This is a genomic window from Pasteurella oralis (assembly GCF_042681465.1).
In the GTDB taxonomy this organism is placed as follows: Bacteria; Pseudomonadota; Gammaproteobacteria; order Enterobacterales; family Pasteurellaceae; genus Pasteurella; species Pasteurella oralis.
The window spans coordinates 155,281-171,112 of the sequence record NZ_JBHUFP010000025.1 but is presented as its reverse complement, the minus strand read 5'-3'; the positions used below and the strand labels follow the sequence as shown (position 1 = coordinate 171,112).

Below are 15,832 nucleotides of genomic sequence, written 5' to 3'. Positions count from 1 at the left end.
ATTTTCACCCCAATTCAAAATGAGAAAGAGGATTATATGGCTGGAGTAAATAAAGTAATTATCGTGGGAAATTTAGGCAATGATCCTGAAATTCGCACAATGCCAAATGGTGAAGCCGTAGCGAATATTAGTGTTGCGACAAGCGAAAGCTGGATTGATAAAAACACTAACGAGCGTCGTGAAATCACAGAATGGCACCGCATCGTGTTCTACCGCCGTCAGGCTGAAGTGGCGGGAGAATATTTACGCAAAGGTTCAAAAGTGTATGTTGAAGGGCGTTTAAGAACGCGTAAGTGGCAAGATCAGAATGGCCAAGATCGCTATACTACCGAAATCCAAGGTGATGTTCTACAAATGCTAGACAGCCGCAACGATCGACCACAAGCAGGTGGCTATGCATCTCAAGCCTCTGCATCACAATACAATGCACCTGCTGGTGGCAACTATGGCAATAACTTTAGCTCACAACCTGCCCGTCCAGCACAAAAGCCCGCACCGCAAAATGAACCACCAATGGATATGGGCTTTGAAGAAGATAATATCCCGTTCTAAATCAGAATCAGAAATATCTATAAAAAGACGCTGCGCTATCAGTAGCGTCTTTTTATCACTTAAAATTCTGCTTAGCAAAGTCAACTCTGATCTTAAATATTAATTTTTTCAACAAAAGTTATTGCTTCTTTTACACTATAATTTCTATTTTCAATAACATTCTGCTTTCCGACTTGCATGATTACCCTCTAGACTCAAATGTAAATAAATACACAAGCTAAAAAAAGACGGTCAAAATCGACCGCACTTTTTCCTCATCATCTGCTTATGATGTCTGCATTTCATAAGCTGCTAATGTATTAAACATTAACATTGCCACTGTCATTGGACCAACACCGCCGGGCACTGGTGTAATATAGCTGGCTTTTTCTGCTGCAACATCATATTCCACATCACCTACAAGTTTACCCTCGATACGATTGATACCAATATCAATGACCACGGCACCTTCTTTTACCCAATCACCATGAATAAACTGTGGCTTACCTACTGCCACAACTAAAATATCTGCTTGACGTACATGATGTTCAAGATCTTTGGTAAAACGGTGAGTCACTGTCACCGTGCAACCTGCTAGCAATAACTCTAATGCCATCGGTCTACCTACGATATTTGACGCACCAACAATAACAGCATGTTGTCCATATAAATTAATACCCGTCGTTTCTAATAATTTCATCACACCGTAAGGAGTACAAGCGCGTAACGTAGGAATACGCTGACATAAACGCCCAACATTATAAGGATGAAAACCATCTACATCTTTCTCTGGTGCAATTCTTTCAATCACTTTTGTGCTATCAATATGCTTCGGTAACGGTAGCTGAACTAAAATACCATCAACTTCTCTATCTTGATTGAGTTGCTCAATTAAAGCTAATAACTCATCTTCCGAAGTCGCTTCAGGCAAGTCGTAAGATTTAGACTGAATCCCAATTTCCGCGCAACTTTTACGCTTACTGCCCACATAAACTTGTGAAGCAGGATCTGTTCCAACAAGAATTACTGCTAATCCTGGCACACGCTTACCTTGTTGCATATATTGTTGTATTTTTTGTGCTATATCTGATTTAATTTTTTTAGACAATTCTGTGCCAGAAATTACTTGTGCAGTCATTAATCTGTCCTTTATTTAGTGAAAGAAAACGTTTGCTATTTTGTCAGAAAAATAGTTCAAATGTAAGCGAAATTGAGATTAATTTGTGCGATTGAATGAAAAATAGAAAAAATTAATTGACTGGAATTAAAAGAAAACTATAATGCTACACATTCGTCGGCGAGTAGCGCAGCTTGGTAGCGCAACTGGTTTGGGACCAGTGGGTCGTAGGTTCAAATCCTATCTCGCCGACCATTTCTTCGATTTAGATATCCATTTGAAATGCGCCCTTAGCTCAGCTGGATAGAGCAACGGCCTTCTAAGCCGTAGGTCATTGGTTCGAATCCAATAGGGCGTGCCACATATATACTAAAAGTTCCTGCTTTAGCAAAATACTGGAAAATAAATTTTGTATTCTTGTTAGGGAACTCGGATTCAGTTCTCATTTTTTTAACTCACTTCATTATATTGCAAGTTTATTTTTCTTTATTTACTCACATTTTCTCTTCTTCGCCCTTGCAATCGCAAAACTTTTGATCTAGAATTTCCCTAACTTATTTTTAGTATTTCTTTATGGCTATAATTTAAATTAATACTAAAAGTATTTTTTTAACGGGGTAGCCAATACCTGCCAGTATTGGCTAGGATAATGGATATTAAGAACTTCCATTTGAAACAAATAAAAGCACACATATCTATTAAGGACTGATGAGTGTACTACTATCTGACTCCTTTTTCAATAAGACTGATATTTTAAATATCCGTGCGAATAGTTCTTTAACAACAACGAATAAGGAAAAATGATATGCTAAAAAAAGTATTAGTGTATATACATACTTATTTCAGACGTCGATTTGGACGAATTGAAAGAGTTAGAGCACATTATCGCTCTAAGTCTCATCAATAAGTGATAATAAGAACTAAAGGCCCAGATCAAACTAGGCCTTTTTTGGATACATCAATATCTCTTTTTAATATAATAGACTTACTACCCCAGTTGTTAATGCTGGAATATAGGTAACCATCATTAATGTCATCAACAATACTGCAATAAACCAAACATTATCTTTTGTCACACTCCAAATATCTTTCTTGGCAATTGATGAAGCAGTGATCAAAACACTGGCTACTGGTGGTGTTTGCTGACCTGCTGCAATATTAAGAGTTAATATAATACCAAAGTGAATAGGATCAATGCCTAACTGGTTAATTAGTGGCATAACAATTGGGACAACAAGAATAATGGCTGCCGCACCATGTAAAAACATTCCAATAATAAATAACATGATATTTAGCATCATTAACACAACATATTTATTATCTGATATGCTCAAAATCGTCGATGCCATTTGTTGAGGAACCTGTTGTTCTGTTAAAAATAGACCAAGTACAGCAGAGGTTGCAACAAGTAACATGACAATAGACGTGCCATTTACACTCTCAACTAATGCTTTATAAACTGCAATAATTGATAATTCTTTATAAATAAAGAAACCAATGATTAATGCTAATAATACTGCTAAGCCAGCTGCTTCTGTGGCTGTAGTAAAGCCAGAGATAATTCCCCCTAAAATAAGTACAGGTAATGTTAATGCCCAAAATGCATCTTTAAAAGCACTACATAACTTGCGTAAACTAAAATGTTCTTCTCGAGGCAGGTTATATTTAACAGCGTAATAATAACACACCGCAAACATCCCTAACGATGCAATCCCACCTGCCGCCAGTCCTGCAATAAATAATTTAGAAATCGAAACATCAGCCATTGCACCATAAATAATCATCGGTAAAGATGGCGGGATGATGACAGCCAAAGAAGCAGAAGAGGATGTCACTGCGGCTGAAAAACTAGAGCTATAACCTCTTTTTTTCATCGCTGGAATCAGGATAGAACCTAATGCAGCAACGTCAGCAACTGACGAACCAGAAATTTCAGCAAAGATCATTGAAACGCCGACATTGACCATAGCAAGCCCACCGCGGACAAAACCAATTAGCGCATTAACGAAATTGATTAATCTGACAGAGATCCCTCCTGTATTCATCAGTACACCTGCAAGAATAAAAAGCGGAATTGCAAGTAATGAAAAATTAGAGGCACCATCAAAAACTGACAGTGCAACATTATATACAGAATCAAAGCTATTAGTAGTTAACATACCGACTAAAGATACTATACCGATAGCAACAGCAATTGGCACATTAATCATCACAAGCATAATAAGACCAATAAGGACTAAGAATGCGATCATTGTATTTTCTCCCTCGCCATTTTCATCTCTACGTTACTTTCTACTTCTCTTAAGGCTTGTTCTATTTCTTCATTATCCTGCGTCTTGCCTTTCACCATAGAATGAAAAGCTTTTGGTATTGATAGCACTTCTGCAATAACAAATAATACACAACCAATTGGCAAAGCAGATTGCGCTGTTGCTAAAGAAATAAAATCAAGGCTCGTTAGTGTTTCATCACCAAAAATAGATAGAACATAGAACCCAGCCCAAGCTAATAGACTAAAGAATCCAATAATAAGAACTTCTGTTATACAAAAGATTATTTTTCTTAGATGTATTGGTATTGAAGTAACAAAATTACCAAACCCCATATGATTACGATTTAGTGCACACAAAGCTGCCCCATAAAATGTAAGCCATGCCAGTAATATGGCAGAAACTTCGTCATACCAATATAATGATTTACCTAAAAATCGCGCAAAAATAGAGACAATGATGATTATGGTTAATGCGCTTAAAATAAGGACTGAAATAATGGTTAGGATTCTTTTTGCCAGATTAAATAATGTATCCATAAGAGTTTACTCCTGGTTATCTTCCTATTTAATCGCTTCCTGAATTTTATCTAACAGTGCCTTACCATTTGGTACTTCAGAAATAAACTCATCATAAATCGGCTGGCTAGCATCAATAAATGCTTGAATATCTGCTTTATTAATCTCCATGCCACTTTCAGATAATTTCTTCTCTAGCTCATTTTCTCGCTGTGCTGCTTGAGTATAGCCCCAGATTTGCGCTTCTTTAGCACCAGCTTCAATAATATGTCGTACATCCTCTGGTAATTTTTTATAAGTATTGGTACCTACTGTAAGATAGGCTGGAGAATATACGTGGTTGGTAATACTCAGATACTTTTGTACCTCTTGTAACTTAGCAGCATAAATGTTAGTTAATGGATTTTCTTGACCGTCTATTACGCCAGTTCTTAAACCGATAAATACATCTCCAAATGGAATTGGCGTTGGATTAGCTCCCCATGTTTTGAACATTTTCAGGCGCCAAGAACTACTTGGTGTTCTGATTTTCAACCCTTTGAGATCTTCGGGTTTGTTAATTGGATGTGTATTATTTGTAATACTTCTAAAACCATTTTCCCAAAGTCCAATTATTTTATAGCCTTTCTTTTCAACTTCAGGCGCAATCAAAGGATAAAAAACATCTTTTTCAATCTTATTTAATTGCTCACGATTTGTGATCAAAAAAGGTAATTCAAAGATAGCCATTTGTGGAATATTCGTGGCAAGCGTTGAAGAAAGTAATGCAATGTCGATAGTGCCTAATTTCAATTTTTGTTGTGTATCTTTGTCATTCCCTAATTGACCTGAACCAAAAAACTTCAATTGATAGTTTAAGTTAGCTTGAGAAAGCTTGTTATTGGTTATTTCAACAAAATGCTGTGTCGTATCATACTGAAGCGAACCTAAACTGGCTGTCGTTGATACCACAAGATCTTTAGCTAAAGTAAAATGAGTGAGTAAAGATAGAGATGTTACGATAGTTAATTGTTTAAATAATGATGCTTTCATAATTAAAGCCTCCATTGGTAGTTTTATATCTAATAAGGATAAAAAGGCTTAATAAATCCCCCTGCTTCATAAATAAATCATTTTAAGTATTTCATCAGTGTTCAATATAAACACTACAATTCATTTGTTCAATGGATGAAATAATGAATTTGTGATCAAAATCACGCTTTAACTCTTATCAAGAACGGGCTATAAGCGAAATCCTTTTGAATTTAAACTCATATTATCTGAAAAATAAATTCAATTATGTGAGATATATCACATTATAAAAGTTGAAAATTTGGTTTAATACACTTAACAAAAGTTACAATAACGATCTTTTGATCACCTATCTTATACCACATTTAGGAGAAGAATCATGACCAAAGCCACTATAGCACTGACTTTAGGCGATCCAGCGGGCATTGGACCAGAATTGGTTGCGAAGCTTTTAGCACAAGAAAATATTCGAGAAAAAGCAAACATCGTATTAGTTGCTGACAAAGATGAATTAGAAAAAGGAATGGAAATTGCAAAAGTGCGGTTTGTTTATGATGAAATCTCTTTTAATAGCATAGCGCAATATGAATTTAAATGTGGCACTCCAGCCCTTATTGCGCATAAATCTTCACACCCAACACCCTTTGAATACGGTAAAGCAACAGAACAAAGTGGAGTTTATATACTAGAAACACTGAAAATTGCCTTAAACCTTGCCAAAATGGGTTATGTTCAAGCAATTTGCTTTGCTCCACTTAATAAGCAAGCCATGCATAAGGGCGGATTACGTTACCGAGATGAATTACATTGGTTTGCTGAACAAACTGATTTTAATGAATTTGTTTGTGAGCTGAATGTCGTTGATGATATTTGGGCAGCACGAGTCACATCTCACATTCCTTTTAAAGATATTGTGCCAAATTTATCAGTAAAAGCTGTGTTTGATTGCATTCATTTACTATACCGTTCTTTAGTACAAGCTGGCGTTGAGAAGCCTAAAATTGCCGTACAAGCCTTAAATCCACATGGTGGCGAAGGTGGTGTATTCGGTGATGAAGAAATGACAATTATTAAACCTGGTATGGAAAAAGCACGCCAAGTAGGCATTGATGTTTATGGTCCATTCCCAGGCGATACCACAATGCGTGAAGTAGAACGTTTAAAAATTAATGGTGTGGTATCGATGTATCACGATCAATTTTCTACCGCACTTAAAATTTTAGGATTTGAGCGTGGTGTCACTGTGCAAGGCGGAATTCCGATTCCTATCACAACGGCTAATCACGGCACTGCGTTTGATTTGCATGGTAAAAATGTTGCAATTCCGACCGCACTAGAAGCGGCATTTAATATTGCTGTGCGAATGGGAACAGGTGTGTTAAATCAAAAATAATCTTTGCTGAGGGTAACAAAATGACTAGAAAACCAAAAAAATTGCTCAATCATCCAAATGATGTACCAGCGGAACAATTAGAAGGTCTTTTATACGCTTGCGGTGGAAAACTGCTCAAAGTGGAAGGTTATAGCGGAGTAATTCGTCGTGATATCGACGATAAGCAAATCATCGTAGTAACTGGCGGAGGAAGTGGGCATGAACCTATGTTTGCTGGATTTGTCGGTAAAGGGCTAGCCGATGCAGCAGCCTTAGGCGAAATTTTTACCTCTCCATCACCAGACATTATCATTGAAACAACAAAAGCTGCTCAAAAAGGGCAAGGCGTGTTATTCGTGTATGGTAACTATGCTGGCGATAACATGAACTTTGATATTGCAGCGGAATTATTAGAAGAAGAAGGTATTCAAGTTAAAACAGTAAGAGTGACCGATGATATTTCTGCTGCGCCTCCTGAGAGAATGCAAGAACGACGCGGCGTAGCGGGCGATATGTATGTATTAAAAATTGCAGGTGCTGCTGTCGAAGCAGGTTATGATCTTGAAAAACTACATACTGTGACTACTAAAGCCAATTTTAATACACGCACAATGGGGGTAGCACTTGCTGCTTGTTCTATCCCACAAACAGGAAAATTCAATTTTGAGTTAGCCGATGATGAATTAGAACTTGGTATGGGGATTCATGGCGAAACAGGTGTAAGACGCCAAAAGTTAACAAGTGCAGATGAAATTAATCAGGAAATTGTTGAACGTATTTGTAACGATATTGGATTACATACTGGAGATCGTGTGTGTGTGACTATCAACAATCTCGGGGCAGCAACTTATACTGAATTGCTTATTGCCAATCGAAAAGTTCATCAAGAATTAGCCCAAAGAGGTATCCAAGTTTATGACACGCTAATTGGCTCTTACTGTACCTCACAGGAAATGGCAGGTTATTCTGTAACGCTTTTCCGTTTAGATGATGAGCTACAGAAACTATACGATTTACCTTGTGATGGCTTTGCATGGAGAAAATAAAATGAATGTAATCGAAACAAAAGCATTGTTGCTATATACCGCTGAAAAAATGATAGCAAGTGAACCAACTTTAACAGAGCTTGATTTAAAAATTGGCGATGGTGATCACGGTTTAGGTATGCTACGAGGCTTCACTGCGGTACAGGAACTTTTACAAAAGAGTGATTTTCAACCCAAAGATATTGGTGAATTATTTTTAAATGCAGGCACTAAAATGATGTCCAGTATGGGAGGTGCTTCAGGTGCTATTTTCGGTACATTATTTCGCGCAGGTGGTAAAGCAGTTGCTGGCGAACAAGACTTCAATACATCAGTCCTTGCTCGATTTCTGACTGCTGGTGCTGACGCTGTATTTACACGCGGTGGAGCAAAACCGGGTGACAAAACGATGGTTGATGCTCTAGTTGCAGCACAAAAACAAGCTGAAAAAGTGGAACAAGATCCATTAAAAGTAGCGTTGACAAGTATTGCCAAAGCGGCCGCAGAAGGGGCTGAAAATACGCGTAACCAAGTTGCTGTTTTTGGGCGAGCTAAAAACTTAGGAGAACGCTCATTAGGCTATGTGGATCCAGGGGCTGTATCCATGTCATTAATTCTCAAATATATGGCTGAATTTGTGAATCAATAAGTACATATCTGAGTGAAATATGTTTAATAAAATATTTCACTCACAATTAATACAAAAAATGATTGCAAACTTTTATTGTGTTTTACAACAGTCTATCAGTCAATATAGCTGAATATGTATTATGTTGAAATTTGATGAATGGAATGAACGTGATGAATAACATGAAATTAGCAGTAAATACTTCTATTTATGATGGTTATGATTTAGATACGACACTCTCATCAATTAAGAAGTGCGGCTTTAATTTTTTTGAATTAGCCTACAATCAAGGTTATGTGAGTAATCTAAAAGAAGACTTATTTAGTCAAACAAATGCTGACTATATTCATTCATTAAAACAGAAGTATCAATTAAATACGCTAGCATTAGGTTGTACGATGGATTTAGCGACGGATAACTTAGATGTTATTTTTCTGCCACGTATTAAATTTGCTAATTTAATTGGTGCGCGATATATCAACGTTTGTACCGCCCAACTCATTAATAAAGATAAATTAATCAAAAATCTAATTTTGCTCAAACCATTATTAAAAGAATTTAATTGCATACTTTGTTTAGAAAATGCCGGGGATTATAACTTCAATGCGTTTACAACATTAAACGATGGAATTGAATTATTAGAAATATTAGGAACAGAATATTATGCATTAAATTTTGATCCTGGTAATATGATGACTTACCAACCTAATTTAGATGTAGTTTCGCAAGCAATTCAATCTATTACACATTGCTGTTATTTTCATATTAAAGATGTGATCACAGATCAAGATAAATTCCGTTTTGTACCAATTGGGCAAGGTGAAATCAATTACAAACCTATCATCGAGCAATTAATTAAAGAAACTATTCCTTGTAGCCTTGAAATACCATTACGTCTATATCGAGAATTGGATTCAACACCTAAAAAAACAACTGAAAAAATCCCATTAGAAGTGATAGAAAATACTTTAATAAAATCAAACGAATATATTAAAAATATTATAAAGGAACAAATAAAAAAATGAATGAAAAAGAAATGGACTTATTAACTGAAATCGCTATCTCTTATTACGAACATGAATTAACTCAAGAAGAAATTGCAAATAAATTTAATATTTCTCGTATTAAAACGGGACGATTGTTAAAAAAAGCGCGCCAAGAAGGAATAGTAGAAATTAATGTTAAATATCATCCAATATTTACCTCAAAATTAGAGAAACGCTTGATAGAAGAATTTGGTATTCAACGTGCATTAATTGCAGTAGATACCCCAAATGAAGATGAGCAGCGCAAACAAGTTGCTGCCTTAGTGAATGCATATTTATCAACAACATTAAAAGATGGAATGACAATTGCAGTGGGCCAAGGCAGAAATGTAGCGGCCGTCGGGGAATATGTAGGTGTTTTGCCAGAAAAAAATTGTAAGTTTATTTGTGGAATAGGAGGCACACATCGTATTGGTTCACCAATAGATGCTGACCATATTTGCCGTAATCTTGCACGTAAATTTAATGGAACTAATGAAACTTTATATTCACCCGCCTATTTAGAAAAACCCGAATTTAGAGATATTTTTTTACAAAATGGCGTCATAAAAGAAACCTTAGATAAAGCACGCAAAGCTGATATTGCTTTAGTCGGAATTGGCGACATGAATGAAAATAGCTATATGGTCCAATTAGGCTGGTTTACACCACAGGAAATTACTGCTGCACGCATGAATTTAGGCGTAGTAGGCGAAATTGCAGGCTATGGTTTTTTTAACTTTCAAGGCGAACCTGCAGATACAGTAATGAATGACAGAGTAATTGGTTTGAGCTTAGATGATTTACGAAATATACCTTGCGTCATCGGTATTGCTTCTGAAAATACCAAAGCAACCGCTATTCTAGGCGCACTAAGGACAGGAATTATTAATATCATTGCAACTACAGCAAGTAATATCAATACAATTTTAAGTTTAACTAAAAGTTAATAACTTAATAAGGAGCTAAACATGAAAATCGCCATTGGCTGTGACGATGCGGCTTACAATTTAAAAATGGAATTAATTCATTTTTTAAATTCACAAGGAATTGAATGTGATGATTTTGGTGCGGGTGCGGGTGATACCACATTGTATCCAAATGTTGCTGAGAAAGTGGCAGTTGCCGTTGCACAAGGTCAATACGACCGTGCAATCTTAACTTGTGGTACAGGCATAGGCATGTGTATTACCGCCAATAAAATTCCTGGCATTCGTGCTGCTGTTTGCCATGATGTTTTTTCAGCAGAACGTGCAAGAAAAAGTAACGATGCACAGATTATTTGTTTTGGCGAAAGAGTGATAGGTGTTGAATTAGCCAAGCTTTTATTAAAAACATGGTTAGCGTGCGATTTTGCAGGAGGAGGCTCTGCGCCTAAAGTCGCGCAAATTAATGAAATCGATTCTAAATATCATAGATCTATATAGATATTAGGGTGTTAACAACTGTCTTTATCTCAACTAAAAGGGTGTGACTTATGAAAAAACGTAATCTTCTTTCTTCTGCAATAGCATTAACTTTATTTTCCAGCATGTCTATAGCAGCAGGTAACTATACATTTGCACTCAGCCATTATGGCTCACCAAGTGATACGGTGACAAAAGCAACAGAATTAATGGCAAAAAGAGCGCATGAATTATCAAATGGTCGTATTACTATAAAATTACATCCTAATAGTGAATTAGGAAACTCTGGCGCACAAATTGATGGGGTTCGTATGGGCACAATTGATATTGTTGTGGTCGGAAATCCTTACTATACCACCTTCAATGAGGAATTAAATTTATTAGATCTACCATTTTTATTCAGAGATGAAGCGCATGTTGAAAAAGTTTTAACAAGCGAAGTAGGAGAACATTTACTCGCCTCTTTTGAAAAAGTAGGACTAAAAGGTTTAGCTTTTTATGAAGTTGGATTTCGAGATATCACAAATAATAAACGCCCAATAAAAACAGTGAGTGACCTATCTCACTTAAAATTAAGAACCACACCTAATCCAGCGCATATCTCAGCGTTTAAAGAATGGGGCGTTAACCCAACACCAATGCCATTTAATGAAGTATATTTCTCTTTAAAAACTGGTGTCATAGACGGTCAAGAAAACCCAGTACATCATATCTACAATAATAATTTACAAGAAGTACAAAAATATCTTTCTCTGACACACCATGCTTATACCGCTGCACCGATGACGATGAATTTAGATACCTTTAATTCATTAGATAAAGAAACACAGCAAATTTTATTACAAGTGGCAAAAGAAGGTGCTGAATTAGAAAAATCGTTAAATATTGAAGAAAATAAAATATATCTTGGCAAATTAAAAGAACAAGGTATGGAAATTGAATATTCACCAGATACGGCGTCTTTCCAAGAAGGGGCGAAAAAAGCATGGAATGATTATGCTAAAAAATTTGGTGATAAATTAATTAATAAAACCGTTGAAACCAAGTAATAAATAAATGGCTAGTGATTAATATACTAAACACTAGCCATTTTAATATTCAAGAGGGAATTATGATTGAACGTTATAATAAATTTATCAATAACACTTTTCTTTCTTTAGGATGTATATTCTTTGCAATACTTGTCATAATGACTTTTATTCAAGTCATTACTCGCTATGTTATTAATATCTCCTTCCCTTGGGCTGAAGAGTTCTTACGATTTTGTTATACCTATATGATTATATTCGGAATTTTAACTACAACCCAGATCCAAGTTCCATTACTTAGAATAATGATTTTTGAGAAGTTTAAATTTGGCTGGATATTATCATCATTACTCTATTGTATTATGCTTGTTTGTCTTTTCTTACTTATTAAAGGTGGGATAAAACTTTATACAATGAATATTAATAGCTATTATTCTGCATTTAAAATTTCAATTTCTTGGGTTTATGTTCCCTTTATCATTTGCCTATCTTTAGAAGCGATCAGAATTATATTAGCCTTAATCGCATTAATTCAAACTAAAAAAGTGAGGGATTTATAATGTCATTCATCATTTTATTAGGAACAATGTTTTTATTAACTGTTTTAGGTTTGCCTTTATTTTATAGTATTATTTTCGCTTCAATTGTCACGCTATTCTATTTTTTACCTAATATTCCAGTTACTATTGTTGCCCAACAAGTCATGCAAGGATTAGACACTAATGCACTACAAGCACTTGCTTTTTTCTTCCTTGCTGGAGAATTAATGAGTGTTGGCGGGATAACAAATCGCATTATTCGCTTTGTCACTTCAATTATTGGGCGTTGGAAAGGATCATTGGCTTATATTAATATTTTTTCTAGCTTATTTTTTGGCTCTATTAGTGGCTCAGCTGTTGCCTCTACAGCAGCAATTGGAAGCTCTCTCATCCTAGAAATGAAAAAACGAGGTTATCCAGCACCTTTTTCAGCGGCATTAACTCAATCTGCCTCAATTATTGGACCTATCATTCCACCTAGTGTTCCTATGATTGTTTTTGCAGCATTAGCAGGAGCTGGCGTTTCCGTTGGAAAAATGTTTATGTCAGGTATTATTCCTGGCTTAATGATAGCGCTTACATTGATATTAATCACTTTCATTATTTCAAAAATAAAAGGTTATGGTAATAGTGCAGTTGGATTTAATCTTAAAGAAGTCAAAGAGAGCGCCAAAGATGCAGTTTGGGCATTACTTTGTCCAATTATTATCCTATATGGGATTATTTCAGGGATTTTCACAGCAACTGAAGCAGGGGCTGTTTCTGTTATTTATGCCTATTTAATTGGTACATTTGTTTATAAAGAGTTAAATCTTGAACGCTTAAAAAAAGCTTTCATTTCTTCTTTAAAAGGTACGATTACTGTTATGCTAATTGTAGGTGCATCTTCTATTTTTGCTTGGATGATAGCGCGTCTGCAAATCAGTCATCAAGTTGCTAACTGGGTGTCTTCTGTCTGCGATAGTCCATTAGAAGCGTTGATATTAATTAATATTATTGTGCTTTTCATCGGGATGATAATGGATCCAACTGCCGCATTAACTATCCTTGTTCCGGTCTTCATGCCAATAGTCAATCAATTTGGTATTGCACCAGTTCACTTTGGTCTAGTGATTATTTTAAATCTGATGATTGGTTTAGTCACTCCGCCAGTAGGTTATTTAATCTTCCTATCGGCAAATATTGCAGAATGTGAACCGATTAAAGTGTTAAAAGAAAGTATTCCCTTCTTATTATCATTATTAGGTTTACTCGTACTACTCATTCTGGTCCCAGAATTTAGTACGTTCCTACCAGATTTATTATTTAAATAAGGAGTAAATAATGAGTAATTGGATAGATTTATCAATGCCAATTTGTACTAACCATGTTCGTTGGCAAACTCATATTGAGAAAAAAGGCAATTTCGATGCAGGCGATTTATTTGAGGCAACACAATTACAAGTTTCTTGTCATGCTTTTACGCATATGGACGCGCTTAGTCATATTCAGCAAAACGCTTACAATATTTTAGATATCTCGCCTGATGTGTATATTGGATTATTTCATGTATTAGATTTATCTGAACAAATTCAAGATAATTTTGCCATTACAGCAGAAATATTAGAGTCAATTTGGCCAAAAGAGAATGTCGAGCGAATTATTTTCAAAACATGTTGGGATACCCATTATCATTATAATACTACTGATTTTTGGGGAAAATCGCCTTATATCACAGAAGATGGTGCAAAGTATTTATCTGAAAAAAACTTAAAGTTAGTCACATTTGATTTCCCTCAAGACTACCCTATTCGAGCATGGTTACATAATACGATAGAAAAACCCTTATCGAAGCATGTTACCCATCAACATTTATTATTAAAAGGTGTGACTTTAGTAGAATATATTTGTAATACAAATAAAATTACGAGTACACGTGTAGAAGGGTTAATGTTACCAATAGCAATTGAAAATGCGGATGGTGCGCCTTGTCGAGTTTTGGTCAAAAATCTTTAAGGGGTTAGATTATGTCTAAAAAAATTTATTTTGGCACTAATTTAAAAATGTATAAAGGTAATAACGATACGATTGACTATTTATCACAACTATCTCAAGTCAAGCAGCAACTTGAATCAGAATATGCTATTGAGTTATTTGTTATCCCATCTTATGTTGCATTAAAAGATGCTGTCATGACTGTCGCCAATCATTCGGACAAGCATAAAATTATGATTGGTGCTCAAAATATGAATCCTCATGATAAAGGGCAATTTACAGGCGAAATTTCCCCAATAATGTTAAAGGAGCTAGGTGTTCAATTAGTCATGATTGGACATTCTGAGCGACGCCACATTTTTAATGAAACGGATCAGGAAGAAAATGAGAAAGTCGTCGCAGCGTTAAAGCATGGTTTTAAGACATTGTTATGTATTGGAGAAACTCTAGCGCAAAAAAACACTGACACCGCCGATGAAGTGCTGAGAACACAATTAAAAGTTGGTTTACAATCTGTGCCGAGTAAAGCTTTAGAAAATTTATGGATTGCTTATGAACCAGTTTGGGCAATCGGTGAAAACGGCATACCTGCTACATCAGAATATGCAAATGAGAAACATGGTGTCATTAAGCAATGCCTGTTTGAGCTGTTTGGTGAAGCAAGTCAAAAAATACCTGTTTTATATGGTGGCAGTGTTAATTTAGAAAATACTAAGGAGTTAATCATTCAACCTAATATTGATGGATTATTTGTGGGACGTAGTGCTTGGGATGCCCAAAATTTCCACCTATTAATCAACAGCGCATTAAACACCTTATCAAATAAAAACATTAGCAACGCATTTACGGATATTGCGAGCCAATTAATAAAACAACTCGGTGGTTCCACAAATATCAGTGCACTAAGCCATTGTGCTAGCCGCATACGTGTCATCATTAATAATGAAAGTCATATAAATAAACCTGCTATTGAAAAAATAAATGGCGTAAATGGATTATTTTCCATCGCAAATCAATACCAAATCATTGTTGGACCTAAATCAGTAGAAAACATTTATTGTGAAATGAAAAGACTACTCTAGCATCTAATCTATACTTATTAAATGAGGAAAACTATGACCACACAACTTGATTCTCTACGTAATATGACGGTTGTTGTTGCCGATACTGGTGATATCGAAGCAATCAAAACATATCAACCAGAAGATGCCACAACTAATCCATCTTTAATTTTAAGTGCTTCCGCACTGCCACAATATGCCCCTTTAATTGATGAAGCGATTGCCTATGCAAAAGCAAAAAGTGACTGCCCAGAACAACAATTAATCGATGCAGAAGATAAATTAGCCGTGAATATTGGTTTAGAAATCTTAAAAATTGTACCGGGA

17 protein-coding genes and 2 tRNA genes are annotated in these 15,832 nt (G+C 35.6%); 15 read left to right on the top strand and 4 right to left on the bottom strand.

The genetic code is table 11. The annotated features are described in order from the left end of the window. The first annotated feature begins 36 nt into the window (after nucleotides 1–36). On the top strand, nucleotides 37–552 hold the full coding sequence (locus tag ACFSAV_RS10245) for a single-stranded DNA-binding protein (RefSeq protein ID WP_379099281.1): 516 nt from the start codon (nucleotides 37–39) through the stop codon (nucleotides 550–552). Between the two features lie 265 nt (nucleotides 553–817). Here ACFSAV_RS10245 and folD read toward each other — a convergent pair whose 3' ends face one another. Continuing rightward, the gene (folD, locus tag ACFSAV_RS10240) at nucleotides 818–1,669 is read right to left on the bottom strand and encodes a bifunctional methylenetetrahydrofolate dehydrogenase/methenyltetrahydrofolate cyclohydrolase FolD (protein ID WP_379099278.1); all 852 of its coding nucleotides are present in this window, start codon (nucleotides 1,667–1,669) and stop codon (nucleotides 818–820) included. A gap of 157 nt (nucleotides 1,670–1,826) precedes the next feature. Here folD and ACFSAV_RS10235 point away from each other — a divergent pair. Together ACFSAV_RS10235 and ACFSAV_RS10230 are read left to right on the top strand one after the other, a co-directional pair. Beyond that, nucleotides 1,827–1,903 (top strand) — tRNA-Pro (locus ACFSAV_RS10235). Nucleotides 1,904–1,932: 29 nt separating this feature from the next. After that, a tRNA-Arg gene (locus ACFSAV_RS10230) sits at nucleotides 1,933–2,009 on the top strand. Between the two features lie 610 nt (nucleotides 2,010–2,619). Here ACFSAV_RS10230 and ACFSAV_RS10225 read toward each other — a convergent pair. From ACFSAV_RS10225 to ACFSAV_RS10215, 3 genes are read right to left on the bottom strand one after another with little or no spacing between them, the layout of a single operon-like run. Next, entirely contained in the window at nucleotides 2,620–3,900 is a 1,281-nt protein-coding gene (locus ACFSAV_RS10225) for a TRAP transporter large permease (protein ID WP_101775267.1), read from the bottom strand. After that, nucleotides 3,897–4,457 carry a TRAP transporter small permease gene (locus ACFSAV_RS10220; protein WP_379099274.1) on the bottom strand — a complete coding sequence of 187 codons (561 nt, stop codon included), beginning with the start codon at nucleotides 4,455–4,457 and terminating at the stop codon, nucleotides 3,897–3,899. The genes ACFSAV_RS10225 and ACFSAV_RS10220 overlap by 4 nt, the downstream gene beginning before the upstream one ends. A 24-nt stretch (nucleotides 4,458–4,481) precedes the next feature. Then, entirely contained in the window at nucleotides 4,482–5,468 is a 987-nt protein-coding gene (locus ACFSAV_RS10215; RefSeq protein WP_379099271.1) for a TRAP transporter substrate-binding protein, read from the bottom strand. Nucleotides 5,469–5,826: 358 nt separating this feature from the next. On the opposite strand from ACFSAV_RS10215, the gene ACFSAV_RS10210 reads away from it, so the two are divergent. The 12 genes from ACFSAV_RS10210 to ACFSAV_RS10155 all read left to right on the top strand — a co-directional run. Continuing rightward, a complete protein-coding gene (locus ACFSAV_RS10210; RefSeq protein WP_379099268.1) occupies nucleotides 5,827–6,840 on the top strand; it encodes a 4-hydroxythreonine-4-phosphate dehydrogenase PdxA in 1,014 nt (337 codons plus the stop codon). Between the two features lie 20 nt (nucleotides 6,841–6,860). Then, the gene (locus tag ACFSAV_RS10205; protein ID WP_101775263.1) at nucleotides 6,861–7,865 is read left to right on the top strand and encodes a dihydroxyacetone kinase subunit DhaK; all 1,005 of its coding nucleotides are present in this window, start codon (nucleotides 6,861–6,863) and stop codon (nucleotides 7,863–7,865) included. Between the two features lies 1 nt (nucleotide 7,866). Further along, the gene (gene dhaL, locus ACFSAV_RS10200; protein ID WP_379099264.1) at nucleotides 7,867–8,493 is read left to right on the top strand and encodes a dihydroxyacetone kinase subunit DhaL; all 627 of its coding nucleotides are present in this window, start codon (nucleotides 7,867–7,869) and stop codon (nucleotides 8,491–8,493) included. A 152-nt stretch (nucleotides 8,494–8,645) separates the two neighbouring features. Beyond that, nucleotides 8,646–9,497 (top strand): sugar phosphate isomerase/epimerase family protein, encoded by an 852-nt coding sequence (locus tag ACFSAV_RS10195; protein ID WP_379099261.1) that lies wholly within the window; start codon nucleotides 8,646–8,648, stop codon nucleotides 9,495–9,497. Then, complete coding sequence (locus ACFSAV_RS10190; protein WP_101775260.1) at nucleotides 9,494–10,447, top strand: sugar-binding transcriptional regulator; 954 nt, start codon at nucleotides 9,494–9,496, stop codon at nucleotides 10,445–10,447. The genes ACFSAV_RS10195 and ACFSAV_RS10190 overlap by 4 nt, the downstream gene beginning before the upstream one ends. 21 nt (nucleotides 10,448–10,468) lie before the next feature. After that, the gene (gene rpiB, locus ACFSAV_RS10185) at nucleotides 10,469–10,924 is read left to right on the top strand and encodes a ribose 5-phosphate isomerase B (RefSeq protein WP_101775259.1); all 456 of its coding nucleotides are present in this window, start codon (nucleotides 10,469–10,471) and stop codon (nucleotides 10,922–10,924) included. A 50-nt stretch (nucleotides 10,925–10,974) separates the two neighbouring features. Further along, complete coding sequence (locus ACFSAV_RS10180) at nucleotides 10,975–11,952, top strand: TRAP transporter substrate-binding protein (RefSeq protein WP_101775258.1); 978 nt, start codon at nucleotides 10,975–10,977, stop codon at nucleotides 11,950–11,952. A gap of 62 nt (nucleotides 11,953–12,014) precedes the next feature. After that, nucleotides 12,015–12,491 carry a TRAP transporter small permease gene (locus ACFSAV_RS10175; protein ID WP_379099256.1) on the top strand — a complete coding sequence of 159 codons (477 nt, stop codon included), beginning with the start codon at nucleotides 12,015–12,017 and terminating at the stop codon, nucleotides 12,489–12,491. Further along, on the top strand, nucleotides 12,491–13,783 hold the full coding sequence (locus ACFSAV_RS10170) for a TRAP transporter large permease (RefSeq protein WP_379099253.1): 1,293 nt from the start codon (nucleotides 12,491–12,493) through the stop codon (nucleotides 13,781–13,783). Before ACFSAV_RS10175 ends, ACFSAV_RS10170 begins: the two co-directional genes overlap by 1 nt. A gap of 10 nt (nucleotides 13,784–13,793) precedes the next feature. Next, nucleotides 13,794–14,465 (top strand): cyclase family protein, encoded by a 672-nt coding sequence (locus tag ACFSAV_RS10165; protein ID WP_101775255.1) that lies wholly within the window; start codon nucleotides 13,794–13,796, stop codon nucleotides 14,463–14,465. 11 nt (nucleotides 14,466–14,476) lie between these two features. Then, nucleotides 14,477–15,526 carry a triose-phosphate isomerase gene (gene tpiA, locus ACFSAV_RS10160; RefSeq protein ID WP_379099250.1) on the top strand — a complete coding sequence of 350 codons (1,050 nt, stop codon included), beginning with the start codon at nucleotides 14,477–14,479 and terminating at the stop codon, nucleotides 15,524–15,526. A 33-nt stretch (nucleotides 15,527–15,559) separates the two neighbouring features. Then, the coding region (locus ACFSAV_RS10155) for a transaldolase family protein (RefSeq protein ID WP_379099247.1) at nucleotides 15,560–15,832 on the top strand (273 nt) is incomplete at its 3' end.